The 17,459-nt window shown below is 63.8% G+C and carries 18 protein-coding genes and 4 tRNA genes; 7 read left to right on the top strand and 15 right to left on the bottom strand.

Annotation, left to right across the window (positions count from 1 at the left end; genetic code table 11):
* The 5 genes from C7446_RS10545 to C7446_RS10525 are packed head-to-tail and all read right to left on the bottom strand — an operon-like array spanning window position 1 to window position 4,503.
* The gene (locus C7446_RS10545) at window positions 1-1,044 is read right to left on the bottom strand and encodes a lysylphosphatidylglycerol synthase transmembrane domain-containing protein (RefSeq protein WP_121173076.1); all 1,044 of its coding nucleotides are present in this window, start codon (window positions 1,042-1,044) and stop codon (window positions 1-3) included.
* Window positions 1,041-1,985 (bottom strand): class I SAM-dependent methyltransferase, encoded by a 945-nt coding sequence (locus C7446_RS10540; protein ID WP_170150059.1) that lies wholly within the window; start codon window positions 1,983-1,985, stop codon window positions 1,041-1,043. Before C7446_RS10540 ends, C7446_RS10545 begins: the two co-directional genes overlap by 4 nt.
* A gap of 26 nt (window positions 1,986-2,011) precedes the next feature.
* The gene (locus tag C7446_RS10535) at window positions 2,012-3,097 is read right to left on the bottom strand and encodes a glycosyltransferase family 4 protein (protein WP_245977814.1); all 1,086 of its coding nucleotides are present in this window, start codon (window positions 3,095-3,097) and stop codon (window positions 2,012-2,014) included.
* Window positions 3,094-3,492 (bottom strand): 6-pyruvoyl trahydropterin synthase family protein, encoded by a 399-nt coding sequence (locus tag C7446_RS10530; protein ID WP_121173074.1) that lies wholly within the window; start codon window positions 3,490-3,492, stop codon window positions 3,094-3,096. The genes C7446_RS10535 and C7446_RS10530 overlap by 4 nt, the downstream gene beginning before the upstream one ends.
* 36 nt (window positions 3,493-3,528) lie before the next feature.
* A complete protein-coding gene (locus C7446_RS10525; protein ID WP_121173311.1) occupies window positions 3,529-4,503 on the bottom strand; it encodes a zinc-dependent alcohol dehydrogenase in 975 nt (324 codons plus the stop codon).
* Between the two features lie 261 nt (window positions 4,504-4,764).
* Between C7446_RS10525 and C7446_RS10520 the strand changes: the two genes are divergently transcribed.
* Entirely contained in the window at window positions 4,765-5,508 is a 744-nt protein-coding gene (locus C7446_RS10520; protein ID WP_170150058.1) for a CDP-alcohol phosphatidyltransferase family protein, read from the top strand.
* A gap of 36 nt (window positions 5,509-5,544) precedes the next feature.
* On the opposite strand, the gene C7446_RS10515 is transcribed toward C7446_RS10520, so the two are convergent.
* The 8 genes from C7446_RS10515 to uvrC all read right to left on the bottom strand — a co-directional run bounded on the left by C7446_RS10515 (window position 5,545) and on the right by uvrC (window position 11,253).
* A complete protein-coding gene (locus C7446_RS10515; protein ID WP_121173072.1) occupies window positions 5,545-6,540 on the bottom strand; it encodes an aldo/keto reductase in 996 nt (331 codons plus the stop codon).
* Window positions 6,541-6,715: 175 nt separating this feature from the next.
* Entirely contained in the window at window positions 6,716-7,729 is a 1,014-nt protein-coding gene (gene dusA, locus C7446_RS10510; protein ID WP_121173071.1) for a tRNA dihydrouridine(20/20a) synthase DusA, read from the bottom strand.
* 123 nt (window positions 7,730-7,852) lie between these two features.
* Window positions 7,853-8,272 carry a hypothetical protein gene (locus C7446_RS10505; RefSeq protein WP_121173070.1) on the bottom strand — a complete coding sequence of 140 codons (420 nt, stop codon included), beginning with the start codon at window positions 8,270-8,272 and terminating at the stop codon, window positions 7,853-7,855.
* Window positions 8,273-8,434: 162 nt separating this feature from the next.
* Window positions 8,435-8,521 (bottom strand) — tRNA-Leu (locus C7446_RS10500).
* Window positions 8,522-8,583: 62 nt separating this feature from the next.
* A tRNA-Cys gene (locus C7446_RS10495) sits at window positions 8,584-8,657 on the bottom strand.
* Window positions 8,658-8,665: 8 nt separating this feature from the next.
* Window positions 8,666-8,740, bottom strand: a tRNA-Gly gene (locus tag C7446_RS10490).
* Window positions 8,741-8,826: 86 nt separating this feature from the next.
* The gene (pgsA, locus tag C7446_RS10485) at window positions 8,827-9,375 is read right to left on the bottom strand and encodes a CDP-diacylglycerol--glycerol-3-phosphate 3-phosphatidyltransferase (RefSeq protein ID WP_121173069.1); all 549 of its coding nucleotides are present in this window, start codon (window positions 9,373-9,375) and stop codon (window positions 8,827-8,829) included.
* A 60-nt stretch (window positions 9,376-9,435) separates the two neighbouring features.
* Entirely contained in the window at window positions 9,436-11,253 is a 1,818-nt protein-coding gene (gene uvrC / locus C7446_RS10480; protein ID WP_245977811.1) for an excinuclease ABC subunit UvrC, read from the bottom strand.
* A gap of 147 nt (window positions 11,254-11,400) precedes the next feature.
* Here uvrC and C7446_RS10475 point away from each other — a divergent pair.
* A tRNA-Ala gene (locus C7446_RS10475) sits at window positions 11,401-11,476 on the top strand.
* A gap of 177 nt (window positions 11,477-11,653) precedes the next feature.
* Window positions 11,654-11,977: a hypothetical protein gene (locus tag C7446_RS10470; RefSeq protein WP_121173067.1), complete on the top strand. Its 324-nt coding sequence runs from the start codon at window positions 11,654-11,656 to the stop codon at window positions 11,975-11,977.
* Window positions 11,978-12,062: 85 nt separating this feature from the next.
* On the opposite strand, the gene argF is transcribed toward C7446_RS10470, so the two are convergent.
* Window positions 12,063-12,983, bottom strand: coding sequence for an ornithine carbamoyltransferase (gene argF / locus C7446_RS10465; RefSeq protein WP_121173066.1), 921 nt, complete (start codon window positions 12,981-12,983; stop codon window positions 12,063-12,065).
* Window positions 12,984-13,312: 329 nt separating this feature from the next.
* Here argF and grxD point away from each other — a divergent pair, with 329 nt between their 5' ends.
* Entirely contained in the window at window positions 13,313-13,663 is a 351-nt protein-coding gene (grxD, locus tag C7446_RS10460) for a Grx4 family monothiol glutaredoxin (RefSeq protein WP_121173065.1), read from the top strand.
* A gap of 92 nt (window positions 13,664-13,755) precedes the next feature.
* Here the strand turns inward: grxD and rnt are convergent, their stop codons facing one another.
* Entirely contained in the window at window positions 13,756-14,415 is a 660-nt protein-coding gene (rnt, locus tag C7446_RS10455) for a ribonuclease T (protein WP_121173064.1), read from the bottom strand.
* Between the two features lie 283 nt (window positions 14,416-14,698).
* Here rnt and C7446_RS10450 point away from each other — a divergent pair, with 283 nt between their 5' ends.
* The 3 genes from C7446_RS10450 to C7446_RS10440 all read left to right on the top strand — a co-directional run bounded on the left by C7446_RS10450 (window position 14,699) and on the right by C7446_RS10440 (window position 17,457).
* Window positions 14,699-15,919, top strand: coding sequence for an argininosuccinate synthase (locus C7446_RS10450; RefSeq protein WP_121173063.1), 1,221 nt, complete (start codon window positions 14,699-14,701; stop codon window positions 15,917-15,919).
* A gap of 81 nt (window positions 15,920-16,000) precedes the next feature.
* Complete coding sequence (locus C7446_RS10445; RefSeq protein ID WP_121173062.1) at window positions 16,001-16,309, top strand: HlyU family transcriptional regulator; 309 nt, start codon at window positions 16,001-16,003, stop codon at window positions 16,307-16,309.
* Window positions 16,310-16,407: 98 nt separating this feature from the next.
* Complete coding sequence (locus C7446_RS10440) at window positions 16,408-17,457, top strand: tRNA-queuosine alpha-mannosyltransferase domain-containing protein (RefSeq protein WP_121173061.1); 1,050 nt, start codon at window positions 16,408-16,410, stop codon at window positions 17,455-17,457.
* Window positions 17,458-17,459 lie beyond the last annotated feature (2 nt).

Genomic DNA, 17,459 nt, shown 5'->3' with positions numbered 1-17,459 from the left:
TCAGCCATGGAAGTCTCTCCGAGCCAGCGTGTGCGACACGGCCGGCGGGCTGGTCGTGGCAGCCTTCGCACGAAAACCGGTCAGCAGCACCAAAGCGCCCGGCAGGGCGCTCAGCAGCGTGACCACGCCATAGGTCATTGAAAGGGTCATGCCCTGTTCGGCCGGCAGGCCGGCCAGCGACCACACCAGCGCGGCGGCGCCTTCGCGAATGCCCCATCCGGCGATTGACAGCGGAATGGCCATCGCCATCAGCACCAGCGCGGCCAGCGGAATCAGTGTGGCGAGGGGCAGCGGCAGTTGCAGTGCCCGGGCCGTGCAGCAGAACACGCCGATATAGGTCGCAACGACCAGCAGTGAACTGCTCAGCTGTCCCAGCCAGAGTTGCGGGGCGCCCCAGCTCGAGCGGATGTCGCACAGCAGCTGACGCAGCCAGTGCGGAGGAAAGCGCCGCAGCAGCCTGGCGGCGATGACCGGCAGGCCCAGGAGGACCAGGGTCAGTGCCAGGCGCAGTGACAGCGGCTGATCATCGAGTGCCAGCAGGCCATTAATTATCCGTGCCAGCAGGGGCTGCAGGGAAGTGGACAGGGCCATGGCGGTCACGGCGACCAGCAGCAGGGCGAGCTGTCCCGAGGCCCGCTCGATGATTACCGCACGCAGTGCCCGACCGCGCTGTGTCGAAATCTCGTGGGCAGCTTCTGCAGGCAGGGCACCCCGCTTGCCGTGCCGCCAGGCACGGGCGGCATCGCCGGCGACCCCGCCGGGCAGCAGTTGATTGAGAAAGCCGGCCAGCCAGTATTCACTGACTGCGCGCGGCATGGAGAGCGACAATCCCAGGTAGCGCGCCGTCAGCCGCCAGCGCCAGGCGGAAATCACTACCTGCGGTATCACCAGCAGCAGCGCCGGAATCAGCCAGCCGGCGGATAGCTGGTTCAGGGGCGGCAGTGTGCGGGTGGGCTCGAGCCAGAGTACCAGCCCGAGTACCAGGCCCACGCTGACCAGCCAGCGCAGCAGCAGTCCGGTCGGGAATGAGCCGGGACGGTTCATTTGGCACCGTCCGGGGGCAGGGCAAGCAGGTCGAGATGGCCGATCCGGGCGCCGAGCCGGCCGGCATCGAGCTGCCGGAGATGGCGGTGATACCACTCCGTGATGACAGCCTGTTGGGTGGGCAACTGCTCCATCAGGGCCTGCTGCCAGCCCTTGAAGAGCTGACGCAGCAGGGTGCAATCGTCGTCGCGAGCGGCGGCAAGGTGCCAGTCGCTGCGGGCCGTGGTTACCCGATGTCCGCTGGCCTCGAAGATGGCCCGGGCCGCAGCCGGCGCATCGCTGCCCAGCGCCGTCCCGAACCCCTTGTCGCGCTGCTGGTGGTGGGCCAGAGCCTCGAACAGCTGCCGGTCGCGCTCATCCTCGCAGCGCTGACCGCTGGCGTCGCACAGTTCGATCACCCCGTCGATGCTCAGTGTCAGCAGGGCCGCAGCGGCATGGCGATGACAGCACTCGGCCAGTTGTTCCAGCCATTGGTGCGACACCAGATCCAGCAGCGCCGAGGCGCTGATCAGATCGGCATGTTCGAAATCGAGCGCCAGCGGTTGCTGCAGGTCGGCCTGACGCCGGGCAACATGGATGGGCTGTGCCCGGTCGTCGGTGAGCCGGGCACAGCGTTGGCTGGTACGTTCGAGCAGTGCGGCATCATGATCCACCAGCAGCCACTGTTGGGGACCGGTCAGGCGAGGCGCCAGATAGCGCAGGTTACTGCCGTGACCGCATCCCAGATCGACCAGTTGCAGGGGCTGGCGTGACTGCCCGGCGCGCTGCTGCAGCCAGTCGTTCAGGGGGGGATGCAGAAGGCCGGCGCGGGCCGCGTGATCGGCACGTTCACGCAGATCCAGCCACGTTTCGGCGAAGACACTGCCTGCTGCCGGGCTGCCTGCAGCAGGGGCTTCGGTCTCGGAACAGCGGTATTGGCGGGATTCAGCGGGCAACACCATGGCAGTCTCCCGGGATTCAACGGGCATCAGCTACCGGCGGGGCCGGCCGGAGTGATCAGCGTTTCAAGGGCGGCATGAAATTGATCGGCGGTGTCATGCCAGTCCGGCAGTCCGGCACGTGCCTGACGAGCGCCTTCCGCCAGCCGCTGACGTTGCTCGCTGTCATCGATAACGCGGGCAAGTGCTTCGGTCAGGGCGGCCGGATCGTCGGGAGGTACCGCCAGGCCAGCCTCGGCCGGCAGGGTATCCGCAAGCGCGCCGCCGGTCGTTGTGACGATCGGTACACCGCGCGCCAGCGCTTCATCAATGACCATGCCGTAGCCCTCATAGCAGGAGGGCAGCACGAACAGGTCGGCGGTTTCCCAGAAGGCGCCCAGCTGCCGGGGAGACATGGCGCCGTGCAGGGTGATCCGATCCGACAGTCCGTGTGTCCTGATGGTATCGCGTATCCGCTGATGGCATTCGTCATCACGCTCGGTATCGCCGACTAGATGGCAGTGCCAGGAGCGGTCGCTCAGTTCTGCCAGCGCCTCGACCAGCAAGAGATGTCGCTTGCGCGGGATCAGGGTAGCCACGCACAGCAGATTGAGCGGTTCGCCCGGAACGCTGCCACGGGTCAGCGGAGCGGGGTCCACGCCCGGACGCACCACCCGGATCGGAATATCGGCCATGTCGAGTGCTGTCAGCCGACGGGCGGTAAAGTCACTGGTGACGATCACGCCGCGGCTGGCGGCCAGCGCCCGGCGTTCGCTTTCCAGCAGGGCCTGCTGCTGTTCGGGGGAGAGGCCGCTTTCGTCCGTCAGCGGGTGATGCAGTAATGCGACCAGGGTGAGTCGCTGGCGATGACGCTCGACCACCTCGGGGAGGGCACCCATGGCCAGGCCATCGATCACGACCGGGGTGGCGGGGTCCTGCGCTGCCAGGGCCCGGTCGAGTGCTGAAGCAGCAGTGTCGTCGGTTTCCGGAAAGCGGCCCTCGAGCCCGATCACCTCGACCCGGCTGCCCCGGGCGCGCAGGCCTTCGACGATCCGGGCATCATAGATATAGCCACCGGTCAGCTGCTCGAGTGAGCCGGCCACGATCAGGGTCAGGTCAGGGTGGTCGGGATTCACAGTGCCCCCTCATAGCTGGCCCAGGCGAGATGGGATTCGTGGAGGGTGACACTCAGGGTCGTCAGGCCGCGACCGGTTTCGCCCAGTCGGCCGTCCCCGATGGCCTGCGACATCCGCTTGAAGACCACGCTGGCCATGAATTCGGTGGTGGTGTTGCGCCCCCGGAAGGCATCGATCTCGTCGAGATTGCGCATGTTGAACTCCGCCAGTACTTCACCGAGTACCTGACCGGCGAGGGCGATGTCGACGATCAGGTCATCCTGATCGAGCTCGGGACGCTTGAAGGTGACATCCACCACGTAGGTGGCGCCATGCAGCCGCTGTGCCGGGCCGAAGATCTCGCCGTGAAAGCTGTGAGCGATCATCATGTGATCGCGGATGGTCAGACTGAACATAAGGGCTCCGCTTGCCAGAGGATCATGTCGATCCGATCAATAGCGAATGCGATGACAAAGGGCACCGGGTGCGGCAGCAAGCTGCCTCATGGTATCCGGCAGTCGGGTAAAGGGTGATTCGCCATCAATCAGGGTCTCCAGCGCAGGATCGTCTCTCAGCAGCGTCAGCGCCAGTGTCAGGCGGCGCCGGAAATCCCAGCGGGCGGCCTGGGCTGGCGGTATCGTGCCGACCTGACTGGCGCGCAGTGTCAGGCGACGCGAATGAAAGGCCTCGCCGAGCGGCAGGGTGACCGGCTTTTGACCATACCAGCTCATTTCGATGAGGCGGGCTTCCATGCCGGCGGCCCGGAGTGCCGTGGTCAGGCCTTCATCGCTGCCGCTGGCGTGGATCAGCAGGTCCTGATCCGGAGCGAGCTCATCCGGGACGGCGAAAGCGAGATCGAGCTGTTCGGCCAGCACTGCCCGTTGCGGATCGATATCCACCAGGGTAACCCGGGCGCCGGGAATCTGCTGACAGAGCCTTGCCATCAGCGTCCCCACCACACCGGCTCCGATCACGGCGATCCGCTCGCCTGCCTGGGGTCCGGCATCCCAGACGCCATTGATGGCCGTTTCCATGTTGGATGCCAGGATCGCGCGTTCGGCCGGCAGTCCCTCGGGCAGCGGTGTCACGGCCGCTGCCGGTACCACATAGCCATCCTGATGCGGATACAGACAGAATACGTCGCGATCGCGCAGAGTGTCAGGGCCCTCGATGACGCGTCCCACGCTGGTATAACCGTACTTGACCGGCCAGGGAAACTCACCGGCCTGAAAGGGCGCCTTCATGCGCTGATGTTCGCTTGCGGGCACCCGACCATTGAATACCAGCGTTTCAGTGCCCCGACTGATACCACTGTAGAGGGTGACAATGCGAACCTCATCCGGACCCGGCGGGGTGAGGGTCTCCTGCTGCAGCTCTCCCTGACCGGCTGCCGTGATCCAGAATGCCGTGGCGGTAGATGACGTCATGGTATGGTCGTTGCGATTGGCAATCATGTTGTACAAGAGTGATACTGATATTGTATATGACAGTTGGGCAACAGTGACAAGTCCGCTGCACGAGGCAGCCCTGTTGCCTCTACACGGTGCGCGCTATTTCCGGCTGTCATGGCTACGGTCGTGACTCTTCGAACGAGGAGGAATCACCATGCATATGCCCGGGAACACAGCCGAATGCCGCTCGGCAGGGCGCCGGCTGCTGTGGCAGGAGCTGCTGCCGGTCTGGGGGGCATGGCGCTCATCGTCACTGCCATGGTGCTGTGGCTGGAACTGCCGCATGAGCTGCTGCTGACCGCCTCGCTGGGTTATACGGCAATGATGCTGCTGATCCTGCGGTACTGGCCCCGCGAGTATCGTCGTTTCGGCTGGGCCAATCGGCTGACCCTGTTGCGCGGCAGCCTGATCATGGTGGTAACCGGGTCGCTCCTCTTCGAGGAACTGGTGACACACCATCCGTTGCTTGTCACTGCGCTGGTCATGGCAGCGCTGGTGATGGACGGGCTGGACGGCTGGGTGGCGCGCCATCTGAAGCTGGCAACAGCCTTCGGGGCCCGTTTCGACATGGAACTGGATGCCTTTCTTATCCTGATGCTGTGCGTGCTGCTGGTGGTTCAGGAGATGGCGGGGCCCTGGGTCATCATGATCGGCGCGCTGCGCTATCTGTTTCTGCTGGCCATGCATTATCTGCCATTGATGGCGCGCCCGCTGCCGCTCAGCCATCTGCGCAAGACCATCTGTGTCTGGCAGGTCATGACACTGATGACCTGTCTGCTGCCCTGGGTGACGCCCCCTGTCAGCCAGGTGCTGCTGGGGCTGGCCCTGCTGCTGCTGCTGGGGTCCTTCAGCCGTGATATCCGCTGGCTCTATCGCCGGCGCAAGGCCATGACCGGCAAGGCGGTTGCAGCACTGCCTGCCGGAAGGGGCGCCAGGGCTGTTGGGTCGTGGCCGTCCTCGCAGCACGGCAGTCACCGCTGAGCGAACGCTCCAGCGAGCGTTCGCGGTCGCCGATGGTCAGGCCAGGCGGCTGGCAGCCCTGGGGATGGGAGCATGGGCCGGAATCAGCTGCTCCTCCTTCAGGGCGACCCAGAACTCGTCCGGAATCGGCATGTTGAACAGGCGCAGGTTCTCGGCAATCCGCTCCGGACGTGTTGCCCCCGGAATCTGTGCCTGGACCGCTTCGGGTTCGCCGGAAAACTGCAGCGCAGCAGCCTTGAGATCGACCCCGAAGCGATCACAGACCGCTTGCAAACGGCGGGTCTGTTCGATCTTCTCCTGCGGTGCCGGAGCATATTCGTAGAGTTCGCCACCGGCCAGAATGCCGGAATTGAAGGTGCCTCCCATGACGACCTTGATGTCGCGCTCTTCACAACGCGGGAAGAGCTGATCAAGCGCTTCATGGTGATCAAGCAGGCTGTAGCGACCGGCCTGCAGAAAGGCATCGGGGTCTGCCCGGTCCAGTGCCCGCAGACAGGGTTCCACCAGATTGACGCCCAGCCCCCAGCCGCGGATGACGCCTTCCTCGCGCAGCCGGGTGAGCGCCTGGGCCGCCCCGTTCATCGCCTCGTCGAAGCGCTCCTCCCAGGCAGGACCGTGCATGTCCTCGGAGACATCATGAATCCAGACCACATCCAGCTGATCGGTCTTCAGTCGCTCCAGACTCTGTTCGATCGAGCGCAGGGTACCGTCTGCGCTGTAATCGAAGTATTTCTTCAGGGCACGACCGTTACCGAACTGATCGCCGGGGTCGAGTTCGATGCGCTCGTCGGTAATCAGGCGACCTACCTTGGTGCACAGGAAATACTCATCGCGTGGCTGCTGGCTCAGAAAGTCGCCCAGGCGGATTTCTGCCAGCCCGGTACCATAGTGCGGCGCGGTATCGAACATCCGGATGCCGTTGTCCCAGGTGGCCTGCAGGGTGGCCTGCGCCTGCTCTTCGGGCACTGCCCGATTCATGTTGCCCAGCGGGGCCGTACCGAAACCGATGGGTTGGGGGAAGTCATCGCGCATATTGAACCTCCATGGCTGTTGGAATGGCAACCGAATGGCCCGCGCGATGCCGGGGCCGAAACGGGCCGCCGGCTGGAATCAGCGCCCCGTACCCGAAGGGGCATGATCCGCCGATCAGCATCATGTGACCCAGTATGGTTTATATGCATGGATCAACAAGGCGCCCGGCCGGCTGTCATGACGCCAGGGCGGAGGAAGGGGCTTCGACCAGGGCCAGGGCATCGTCGACCACTTCGATCCCGGCCCCATCGCGGTGCGCGTTTTCCGAGAGGTGACGACGAAAGGCGCGCCCGCCGCGGCAGCCGCTGTAGAGTCCGAGTACATGACGGGTGATGTGATTGAGCCGTACGCCGGCCGCCAGCCGCTCTTCGAGATAGGGGCGAAAGGCCCGCATGACGTCATGACGGGTGCGCCCCTCGTCGGCTTCGCCAAAGAGGGCATGATCCACGCCGGCGAGCAGCCAGGGATTCTGATAGGCCTCGCGACCGACCATGACGCTGTCGACATGGGCCAGCTGCTCCCGGCATTCGTCCAGCGTCTTCAGGCCACCATTGCTGCCGATATGCAATTGCGGAAACATCTGCTTGAGGTGGTGGATGCGTGGATGGTTCAGCGGTGGCACATCCCGGTTCTGCTTCGGCGACAATCCCTGCAGCCAGGCCTTGCGAGCATGCACGATAAAGGTGCGGCAGCCGGCGGCGGCAACGGTTTCGACAAAGTGTGTCAGATCGCGATCCTCATCCTGATCGTCAATGCCGATACGGCACTTGACGGTCACGGGAATCGAGACCGCTGCCTGCATGGCCGCCACGCAGCGCGCTACCAGCTCGGGCTGCCCCATCAGGCAGGCGCCGATCAGGTTGTTCTGTACCCGATCGCTGGGGCAACCGACATTGAGGTTGACCTCGTCATATCCCCAGGCTTCGGCAATCGCGGCACATTCGGCAAGTTCATCCGGCTCGCTGCCACCGAGCTGAAGCGCCAGCGGATGCTCGCTGTCGTGATAGCCGAGAAAACGCTCGCGAGGCGAGCCGTGCAGGATCGCCCCGGTGGTCACCATTTCGGTATACAGTAGTGCGCGCCGCGTCAGACAGCGGGCAAAGGCGCGCTGATCACGGGTTGTCCAGTCCATCATGGGGGCCACGGCAAAACGCCGGGCACGATCGGCGATTGGCTGATCACTCTGCATGAAGGGCAAACTCCGAAGCGTAGCGAAATCTGGCAGAAGGCGGTGCAGCGGCCGGGTCCGAAGGGTATGCGACCGGCAATGCTCCGGTCCTGACCGGTTCGCTACCCTCGCGGCCGGGTCGGACTAGCTGTAATGGTGGCGCTGACGACGTCGCTCCCGGCTTTTTGCAGTGCGACGCGAAAGCAGGACCAGCAGCAGACACTGCAGGGGAATCAGGATCAGCGTGAAGAGCGAGGCATAGCTCATCACGAAAATAGCGCGCCGTGAGCGTGCCATGCCCTCGACATACTCCAGCAGATAGCCTTCCGAGAGGATGTTGATGACCACGATCACCAGAATGGAAATGGCCACATTGATTGCGCTGGCCCGTGCCCAGCGTTTCAGCCGGCGTTCCTGTCTGGTGGAGCGTACCAGCGTCATCGCGATTGTCAGCACCAGTGTGGTAAGGCTCCAGATGGCCAGCAGAGCGGCATTGCCGAAGAAGGTGATCATCCACTCGGTCAATTCACTGTGGCCGCTCAGGAAGTTCAGATAGTCGGACACGGCATTCGGCTTCCATCCCGGGTTGAGGCGCCCATTTTACGCATATTAACCGAATTCGGGCCATGGGCATCAGTGGAAAGACTGGGAAAGTATGATTCGGCACAGAAATCCGACGGCACGGTAGACGAGGGCGGCAAGGCCGGCCGAAGTGCGCTCAAGCGATGGTGCCCGGAGCCGGGATCGAACCGGCACGACCTTGCGGTCGAGGGATTTTAAGTCCCTTGCGTCTACCTGTTCCGCCATCCGGGCGATGGTGCGGTCAACTGCTGCCGAAAGGTAGTAATCGAAGCGGGTAATGAGGCAAGCGAAAATGGAGGCTGGAGCCGGAATCGAACCGACGTTCGCGGAGTTGCAGTCCGCTGCATAACCACTCTGCCATCCAGCCTTTTTCGATGGAGCGGGAAACGAGATTCGAACTCGCGACCCTCGCCTTGGCAAGGCGATGCTCTACCACTGAGCTATTCCCGCTGAACACGGATGCGCATTATACCGGGCGCGCTTCATGTGTCAACGCGGTCACCGAAAACGCCCCGGCGGGGCGCCTCCGGGCGGGACTACAGCGAACGGGTCAGTTCCGACCAGGCAGCCCGCAGATACTGGATCATCGACCACAGGGTCAGGGTGGCCGCAATGTAGAGCACCGCCACGCCCAGCCAGGCGAGCAGGCTGCCGGGGGTGAAGCACAGCAGCAGCAGGATCGCGATCATCTGCATCGCCGTCTTGTACTTGCCGACCCTCGAGACAGCCACATTGGCCCGCTTGCCCAGCTCCGCCATCCATTCACGCAGTGCGGAAATGACGATTTCCCGGCCGATGATGACCAGCGCCGGCAGCGTCATCAGCGCGTCATCGTAGCGTTCGATCAGCAGCCCCAGGGCGATGGCCACCATCAGCTTGTCTGCCACCGGGTCGAGAAAGGCGCCAAAGGAGGTGCTCTGGTTCCAGAGACGGGCCAGATAGCCATCAAACCAGTCGGTAATCGCCGCCAGCCCGAACAGCAGGGCGGCCAGCGGGAAGCTCCACCACCAGGGGAGATAGAAGGCCACTACCAGCAGGGGAATCAGGATGATCCGCATCAGGGTGAGGAGGTTGGGAATGCTCATGTTGCGTATCGTGTCCTGGCCGGTGATGTGACTGTAGGATTCTAACGTTGCGTATGCGGCTCAGCCATGCAGGGCCTGATGAATCTGACCGGCCAGCTGGCTGCTGATGCCGGGCACACGCGCCAGATCATCGCGTGAGGCGTTGCGAACGCCCTGCAGGCCGCCGAAGAAGCGCAGCAGTTCCCGGCGCCGTTTGGGCCCGACCCCGGCAATATCCTGCAGGGTCGAGGTGCGGCGCTGCTTGTCACGTCGCTGGCGGTGTCCGGTGATCGCGAAACGGTGTGCCTCGTCGCGGATGTGCTGAATCAGGTGCAGTGCCGGAGAGCTGCCCTCCAGGGACAGGCTGCGGTCGATGGTGTCGACGTAGAGGGTTTCCAGACCCGGTTTGCGGGTGGTGCCCTTGGCGACTCCCAGCAGCATGATGTCGTGTATGCCCTGGGCCTCGAATACCTCGCGTGCCATGTTGAGCTGGCCCTTGCCGCCATCGATGACCAGCACATCGGGGCGTTTGGCCTCGCCGTTGCGTATGCGCCGGTAGCGTCGCGTCAGGGCCTGCTGCATGGCGGCATAGTCGTCGCCGGCGGTAATGTTCTCGATGTTGAAGCGGCGATAGTCGGACTTGACCGGACCATCCTGATCAAAGACCACGCAGGAGGCGACCGTGGCCTCGCCCTGACTGTGACTGATATCAAAACACTCCAGTCGCGAGGGTGTCTCGTCAAGTCCGAGTGCGTCGCGCAGCTGACTGAAGCGGTTGCTCAACTGCTGCCGTCCGGCAAGCTGGGTGGCCAGCTGCTGCTCGGCATTGGTGCGGGCCAGTTCCAGCCACTGGGCGCGGTGACCGCGTACCTGATGGGCAAGACGGATGCGGCGGCCGGCCTTCTCCGAGAGTGCGGCCCGCAGCAGTTCCGAATCGTCGAGGGCGTGTGAGGTCAGGATTTCCTCGGGAATTTCACGCTCCTGACCAAGATAGTACTGGCTGACGAATTCGCCGAGTACGGCAGCGGCGGGCAGGTCGAGTTCATTATCGGGCGCGTGATGGCGGGAGCCCAGTACCCGGCCCTGGCGGATCGACAGCAGGCTGATGCAGAGCCCGCCGGGGCGTTCGGCGAGGGCGAAGACGTCGGCGTCGCCGCCCCGGGTGTCGACTGACTGACTGGTCTGCAGGCGTCTGAGCTGCTGAATGCGATCGCGGAGAAAGGCAGCCTGCTCGAAATCGAGGGCCTGGCTGGCCTCTTCCATTTCCTGGTTGAGCTGCTCGGTGACCTGATCGCTCTTGCCTTCCAGACACATCACCGCATGTTCGAGATCCCGTCGATAGGCCTCCTGGCCGATATAGTCGACGCAGGGCGCCGAACAGCGGTTGATCTGATACTGCAGGCAGGGCCGGGTGCGATGGGCAAAGACGGTATCCTCGCAGTTGCGGATGCGAAAGATCTTCTGCATCAGCGCCAGGCTCTCCCGCACCGCACCCGAACTGGTGAAGGGACCGAAGTAGCGGCCGTCCTCGCGCTTCTGGCGCGACCGGCGAAATTCCAGCGCCGGGTAGGGATGGCGGTCACTGAGAAAGACGTAGGGGTAGGACTTGTCGTCCCGCAACAGGATGTTGTAGGGCGGCCTGAGCGACTTGATCAGCGTCTGCTCGAGCAGCAGTGCTTCGGTTTCGCTGCGTGTGACCGTGACCTGGATGTCGGCAATGCGACCCACCAGGGCCTGGGTCCTGGCATTGAGACCACTGTTGCGGAAATAGCTCGACAGCCGCTGACGCAGCCGGCGTGCCTTGCCGACATAAAGCACGTTACCGCTCTCGTCGAACATGCGATAGACGCCCGGGGATTCGGTAACCGTCTTGAGAAATTCACGTGCATCGAAGCTCACGGCAGTGTCGGTGCTCCGCATCGGATGACTGTTGATGCCGCCATTTTATCAGACCATCCGGACCCGCGTGACTGACATTGCAGCATCAGGGGTGTGTCATGGCATTGACAGTGCCGGAATGGCGGCGTAATATTCGCAACCGTCAACGGGGCCTTAGCTCAGCTGGGAGAGCGCAACACTGGCAGTGTTGAGGTCAGCGGTTCGATCCCGCTAGGCTCCACCAGATTGTAATAAAAAGCCGCCCGGCGCATCTGCGCCGGGCGGCTTTTTTGTGTGCCTGACGGACATGACCCTCATGCCCCGCACGGACGATTGTGGCAAGGGGGCGGGGTATCGCTTTCAGCCGCACGCTCTGATAGCTTCAGCGGTAGACACGGGGCTGCCTTGACAGGAGAGGCCCATGGTCAGATATCCCGTCCATGTCCCGAGGCCGAACTACAGCGGCCGGGACAAGCGAAAGCTGCGTCAGATCAGCCACGATAATGCCGTGGCCACCCGTCTCGAGAATCACCTCAATCGGCTGCTGGGCAGTCAGATCGAGCCCCTGCAGGTTTATGAATATCGTCGACTCGCCATGGATACCGGCATTCCGGAAGACCGGGTGCGCCAGCTGTGTCAGGGGTTGGGAGGTGACCGGGACAGTCTTGCGGCCCTGCGCGCCGACCTTGAGCCGACAGGGGCTGGGTCGTTGCCCGGCGAGGATGGCAGCAGACCCTGGCAGTGAGGCCTGAGTGACGGCTGCCGGAGGCGGGGCGCGGATGCGCTGCGGCCCGTTGCCGCCGGTGCCCGGGTGTCGGCGGCAACGGGGGTCAGTCGTCGATACGGCCCAGCAGCAGGAATTCGATCAGCGCCTTCTGTGCGTGAAGGCGGTTGCCCGCTTCCTGCCAGACCACGGCGCGCGGGTCATCGAGCAGGGTTTCGCTGATCTCTTCACCCCGGTGCGCCGGCAGACAGTGCAGGAAGATGACCTCGCTGCTGGCGGCATCAAGCATGGCCTCGGTCACGCGGAAGCCGCGGAAGGCCGCTTCGCGAGCGGCCTGTTCGCTCTCCTGACCCATCGAGGCCCAGACATCGGTGGTGATGAGATCGGCCCCGGCAGCGGCGGCCATCGGGTCGCGTACGATCGCAACGCTTTCCCCGGCGGCTTCCAGCAGGGCCGGATCGGGATCATAGCCCTCGGGGCAGGCGATGCGCAGGTTGAAGCCGAAGCGCCGGGCTGCATTGATCCAGGAGTTGCACATGTTGTTGCCGTCGCCGACCCAGACTGCGGTCTTGCCGGCCACCGGACCGCGACACTCCGTCCAGGTCTGGATATCGGCCAGCAGCTGGCAGGGGTGATAGTCATCGCTCAGGGCATTGATGACCGGGATGCTGCTGGCCGCGGCGAAGGTTTCCAGCCCCTCGTGAGCAAAGGTGCGGATCATGACCAGATCCACCATCTCCGAGAGTACCCGGGCAGTGTCACCGATCGGCTCGCCACGGCCGAGCTGGGTGTCCCGCGGAGACAGGAACAGGGCGTGGCCGCCCAGCTGGGCCATGCCGGTTTCGAACGAGACCCGGGTGCGGGTGGAGGACTTCTCGAAGATCATCGCCATGGTGCGACGCGCCAGCGGGGCGTACTCCGGCCCATTGAGCTTCAGGCGCTGCTTCATGGTGATGGACCGGGCCATCAGGTATTCCAGCTCTTCGGTGCTCAGATCCAGCAGTGTCAGAAAATGGCGTGGCGCCATGGGCCTGCTCCTGTCCCGTACGTCGGATTATGATTGGCGTATTCGACCGTCTGGCCGGCAATGAAAAGAGCGCCACGGCTGAAGAAAAGCAGCGGCGCTCGGTAGTCGTGTCCGGATATTGCTCCGTCTGCGGACCGGGCCATGATGCAGGCGCGGCATCTACTGACAGAGCAGGTAGAAATAACAGCCATCATCGTATCCGCCGCCCGTGCGCGGCGCAACGCCCGGGGCTGTATAGCGGCTGCGCTGAGGCGTACAATCATCACCATGTGACGAACCCATGTACCCGGCTACACTGAAGCCGGGCCAGACGTTTGAGGACCGTATTCATGAGCGAGACCATCGATACCATCAAGCAGCAGATCGCGGACAACTCCATTCTGCTTTACATGAAGGGCACGCCCCAGCTGCCCCAGTGCGGTTTTTCCGCTCAGGCGGTGCAGGCGCTGATGGGCTGCGGCGAGCGTTTTGCCTTTGTCAATATTCTGGACAATCCGGACATTCGCGCCGAACTGCCCAAGCATGCCAACTGGCCGACCTTTCCGCAGCTGTGGCTCAACGGTGAACTGGTCGGTGGCTGTGACATCATCGTCGAGATGTATCAGAACGGTGAGCTGCAGCCGATGGTGAAAAACGCGGCCGCCAGCGCCGAATCGGAATCCGAGGAAGGCGGTGCCTGAGCGGGGTACCCCCGTTCGTTTTCCGGATGACCTGCAAAAGCGCCCCGCCATATGGCGGGGCGCTTTTGTGTGCGGCGAGCGGCCAGCCGGTGCTACTCATCCATCCCCTGTTCACGCAGCGCCAGATCCCAGCCGCCCAGGTCACGAAAGCGATTGACGATGGCGCAGAACAGGTCAGCGGTCCGTTCGGTATCGTAACGCGCCGAATGGGCCGCCTGATTGTCAAACTCGATGCCGGCCGCCCGACAGGCGCGTGCCAGTACCGTCTGGCCGTAGACCAGACCTGACAGGGTCGCGGTATCGAAGCTCGAGAAGGGGTGGAAGGGATTGCGGCGAATGCTGTTGCGTCGCACGGCCGCATTGAGAAAACCGTGGTCGAAGGCGGCATTGTGGCCGACCAGGATGGCCCGGTTGCACTGGGTGGATTTGACCGCCTTGCGGATCGGCTTGAAGATTTCGCCCAGTGCACTGGCCTCATCCAGCGCCGCCTGCTCGCGCAGGGCGCTGTCGAGCCGGATACCGGTGAACTCCAGTGCCGAGGGCTCGATGTTGGCTCCCTCGAAGGGCCGGACATGAAAGGCATGGGTCTCATGCGGCAGCATCTGCCCCTGCTCATCCATGGTCAGGGTCACGGCGGCGATTTCCAGCAGGGCATCGGTTTCGGCGTTGAAGCCGCCGGTTTCGATGTCGATCACCACGGGCAGGAAGCCGCGAAAGCGGCGCGACATCATCTGGGCAGCAGGATCGCTCATGTGCGCTGCCTCCTGCCGCTGAGTAACGGTCCGGCAGTGGTCGATCGCATGACACCGCGGTGAACGCGCTGACAATGAGTGCACACGGAATCGATGGTACGGGTAGCCGTCACGTTGCGCCTTACCGGTCGTGAAATGGTGCCTGGACGGCAGAATGATGCCATTGTAGCAGGTGAAAAAGGCCGGCGTCCCGGCAAGCGGTGTTCGAGCCGGGGGTGCGGCGATATAATCGGCCGCAGGGCATTTTCGTGCGCCATTTATCACTGTCAGCAAGGAGCCAGGCATGTCGGATGTCAGGAAGGTCGTGCTCGCCTACTCGGGTGGGCTGGACACCTCGGTAATCGTCAAGTGGTTGCAGGAAACCTACGGCTGCGAGGTGGTGACCTTCACGGCCGACCTCGGTCAGGGGGAAGAAGTCGAACCGGCTCGCGCCAAGGCGCAGGCGCTGGGAGTGAAGGAAATCTACATCGAGGATCTGCGCGAAACCTTCGTTCGCGACTATGTGTTCCCGATGTTTCGTGCCAATACCGTCTACGAGGGCGAGTACCTGCTGGGGACCTCGATTGCCCGCCCGCTGATCGCGCGCCGGCTGGTCGAGATCGCCAACGAGACCGGCGCCGATGCCATCGCGCACGGGGCCACCGGCAAGGGCAATGATCAGGTGCGTTTCGAGCTTGGGGCCTATGCGCTCAAGCCGGGCGTCCGGGTGATCGCGCCGTGGCGGGAGTGGGATCTGACTTCGCGCGAGAAGCTGATGGCCTACTGCGAACAGCACGAGATCCCGGTTGATTTCGCCCAGAACAAGAAGAAGTCGCCGTACTCGATGGACGCCAACCTGCTGCACATTTCCTATGAAGGCGGCGTGCTGGAGGATCCGTGGACGGAAGCCGAGGAGGAGATGTGGCGCTGGAGTGTCAGCCCCGAGGCAGCCCCGGATCAGGCCACCTATATCGATCTGACCTTCGAGAAGGGCGATGTGGTCGCCATTGACGGTCGGTCGATGCCGGCGCATGAAATCCTGTCGTACCTCAACCGGATCGGCGGCGAGAACGGCATCGGCCGGCTCGATATTGTCGAAAACCGCTATGTCGGCATGAAGTCGCGGGGCTGCTACGAAACCCCCGGCGGCACCATCCTGCTGCGTGCGCACCGGGCAATCGAGTCGATCACGCTGGATCGCGAGTCCGCTCACCTCAAGGATGAGCTGATGCCGCGCTATGCCGAGCTGGTCTACAACGGCTACTGGTGGAGCCCCGAGCGGCACATGCTGCAGGCGGCGATCGATCAGTCGCAGACCACGGCCAACGGGGTAGTGCGCCTCAAGCTCTACAAGGGCAACGTGATCGTGGTGGGACGCCAGTCCGAGGACTCCCTGTTCGATGCCTCGATTGCGACCTTCGAGGACGATGCCGGCGCCTACGATCAGAAGGATGCCGAGGGCTTCATCCGCCTCAATGCCCTGCGCCTGCGGATCGGCGCCAGCCGGGGCCGCGCGAACGACTGAGCTCGAATCATGTGGTTCGGCGCATTGTCCGACGGCTCATCCGCGGGTGAGCCGTCGGCTGTATTCGTGAGGAGATCGATCATGCTGAAACGTCTGCTGGCGGGACTGATGTCCGGCGGTCGCACTGCGCAGGAAGGCGAGGTCGGCACGCAGCCGGCCGACAGCGTCGAATATCGCGGCTACGAGATCATTCCGGAGCCGCAGAAGGCGAGCGGTCAGTACCGGGTCAGTGGCCGTATCCGGCGCACCGATGAGCAGGGGCAGGTACAGGAGCAGCGTTTCGAGCGTGCGGATACGGTGCCGGATCGCGATGGCTGTATCGAGCTCATCCGGCTCAAGGCCGAACGCTATATCGACGACCATGGCGACCGGGTCTTCGAGCAGCGCTGAACCGGCTGCACGAGCCCGGGCATTCGGGGCATCGTGCCCGCGTGGCGAGCCGCTGGCCTGCCGCTGAACTGCCAACGAACCTGTTGAAGCCAACGCACATGAGGGCACTGCTGCTGTCGGGCTACGCGGCGGCCAGTCATCGCTACTGGGCGCGTGGCATTATCGAACACCTGCCGGAGATCGACTGGACCCTGCTGGAGCTGTCGCCGCGTCATTTTCAGTGGCGCATGCGCGCCAATCCGCTGCTCTGGTCGACCCACTCCCACGAGACCCTGAACGGTCATTACGATCTGGTAGTTGCGACCTCCATGGTGGATCTGGCCACCCTGATCGGGCTGTATCCCCATCTCGGCCGGGCGCGCCGGGTGGTTTATTTCCATGAAAACCAGTTTGCCTACCCCTCTGGCCCCGGGCAGAGCTTTCGGCCCGAGCCGCTGATGGTCAATCTCTACAGTGCGCTGGCGGCCGATCGGGTGCTGTTCAACAGCAGCTGGAATCGTCACAGCCTGCTTGCCGGCGCCAGGCGTTTCCTGGCCCGCATGCCCGATCGGCTGTCGCATGAGGCAGTTGACCGGATCGAGCGTCACAGCAGTCTGTTGCCGGTACCATTGGAGTGTGTTTCGGCCGGCGGGGCAGATTCCCGACCGGCTCGGCTGATCTGGAATCACCGCTGGGAGTATGACAAGAACCCGGAGGATTTCTTTGCCGCCTGCCGGGCACTGGAAGCGCGCAACATCGAGTTCGAGATTGCCGTGATGGGGCAGCAGTTTCGTCGCTCGCCACCGGTTTTCGACCAGGCACGCGAGGAGTTCGCGGCCCGGCTTGTCTGCTGGGGCGGTCAGCCCCGCCCGGAGTACCAGCGTCGGCTGGCGGAAGGGGGGATCGTGGTCTCGACTGCCGAACACGAGTTTCAGGGACTGGCCGTCATGGAGGCCGTACAGCACGGCTGTCTGCCCCTGGTGCCGGAGCGGCTCTGCTTTCCGGAGTACTACGCCCCGGCCTATCGCTATGACGGTTCGCTGGAGTCCTTGACCACCAGACTGGCTCACTGGCTGAGCGAGCCGCACGCCCGCCCCGTACCGCCGGATGTATCGCCATGGACCTGGCCCGAACTGCTGCCGGCGTACCGTCGCGAGCTGCTCCAGTAATG

Source organism: Kushneria sinocarnis, from assembly GCF_003633775.1.
Taxonomy (GTDB): domain Bacteria; phylum Pseudomonadota; class Gammaproteobacteria; order Pseudomonadales; family Halomonadaceae; genus Kushneria; species Kushneria sinocarnis.
Note: the sequence above shows the minus strand (reverse complement) of the source record. Positions and strands in the feature narration are given on the sequence as shown.

Bases quoted from the DNA above. Each gene is read 5' to 3' on its own strand.
- C7446_RS10545 (WP_121173076.1), bottom strand. From the start codon at position 1,044: ATGAACCGTCCCGGCTCATTCCCGACCGGACTGCTGCTGCGCTGGCTG.
- C7446_RS10540 (WP_170150059.1), bottom strand. From the start codon at position 1,985: ATGGTGTTGCCCGCTGAATCCCGCCAATACCGCTGTTCCGAGACCGAA.
- C7446_RS10530 (WP_121173074.1), bottom strand. From the start codon at position 3,492: ATGTTCAGTCTGACCATCCGCGATCACATGATGATCGCTCACAGCTTT.
- C7446_RS10525 (WP_121173311.1), bottom strand. From the start codon at position 4,503: ATGACGTCATCTACCGCCACGGCATTCTGGATCACGGCAGCCGGTCAG.
- C7446_RS10520 (WP_170150058.1), top strand. From the start codon at position 4,765: ATGGCGCTCATCGTCACTGCCATGGTGCTGTGGCTGGAACTGCCGCAT.
- C7446_RS10515 (WP_121173072.1), bottom strand. From the start codon at position 6,540: ATGCGCGATGACTTCCCCCAACCCATCGGTTTCGGTACGGCCCCGCTG.
- dusA (WP_121173071.1), bottom strand. From the start codon at position 7,729: ATGCAGAGTGATCAGCCAATCGCCGATCGTGCCCGGCGTTTTGCCGTG.
- pgsA (WP_121173069.1), bottom strand. From the start codon at position 9,375: ATGAGCATTCCCAACCTCCTCACCCTGATGCGGATCATCCTGATTCCC.
- C7446_RS10470 (WP_121173067.1), top strand. From the start codon at position 11,654: ATGGTCAGATATCCCGTCCATGTCCCGAGGCCGAACTACAGCGGCCGG.
- argF (WP_121173066.1), bottom strand. From the start codon at position 12,983: ATGGCGCCACGCCATTTTCTGACACTGCTGGATCTGAGCACCGAAGAG.
- grxD (WP_121173065.1), top strand. From the start codon at position 13,313: ATGAGCGAGACCATCGATACCATCAAGCAGCAGATCGCGGACAACTCC.
- rnt (WP_121173064.1), bottom strand. From the start codon at position 14,415: ATGAGCGATCCTGCTGCCCAGATGATGTCGCGCCGCTTTCGCGGCTTC.
- C7446_RS10450 (WP_121173063.1), top strand. From the start codon at position 14,699: ATGTCGGATGTCAGGAAGGTCGTGCTCGCCTACTCGGGTGGGCTGGAC.
- C7446_RS10445 (WP_121173062.1), top strand. From the start codon at position 16,001: ATGCTGAAACGTCTGCTGGCGGGACTGATGTCCGGCGGTCGCACTGCG.
- C7446_RS10440 (WP_121173061.1), top strand. From the start codon at position 16,408: ATGAGGGCACTGCTGCTGTCGGGCTACGCGGCGGCCAGTCATCGCTAC.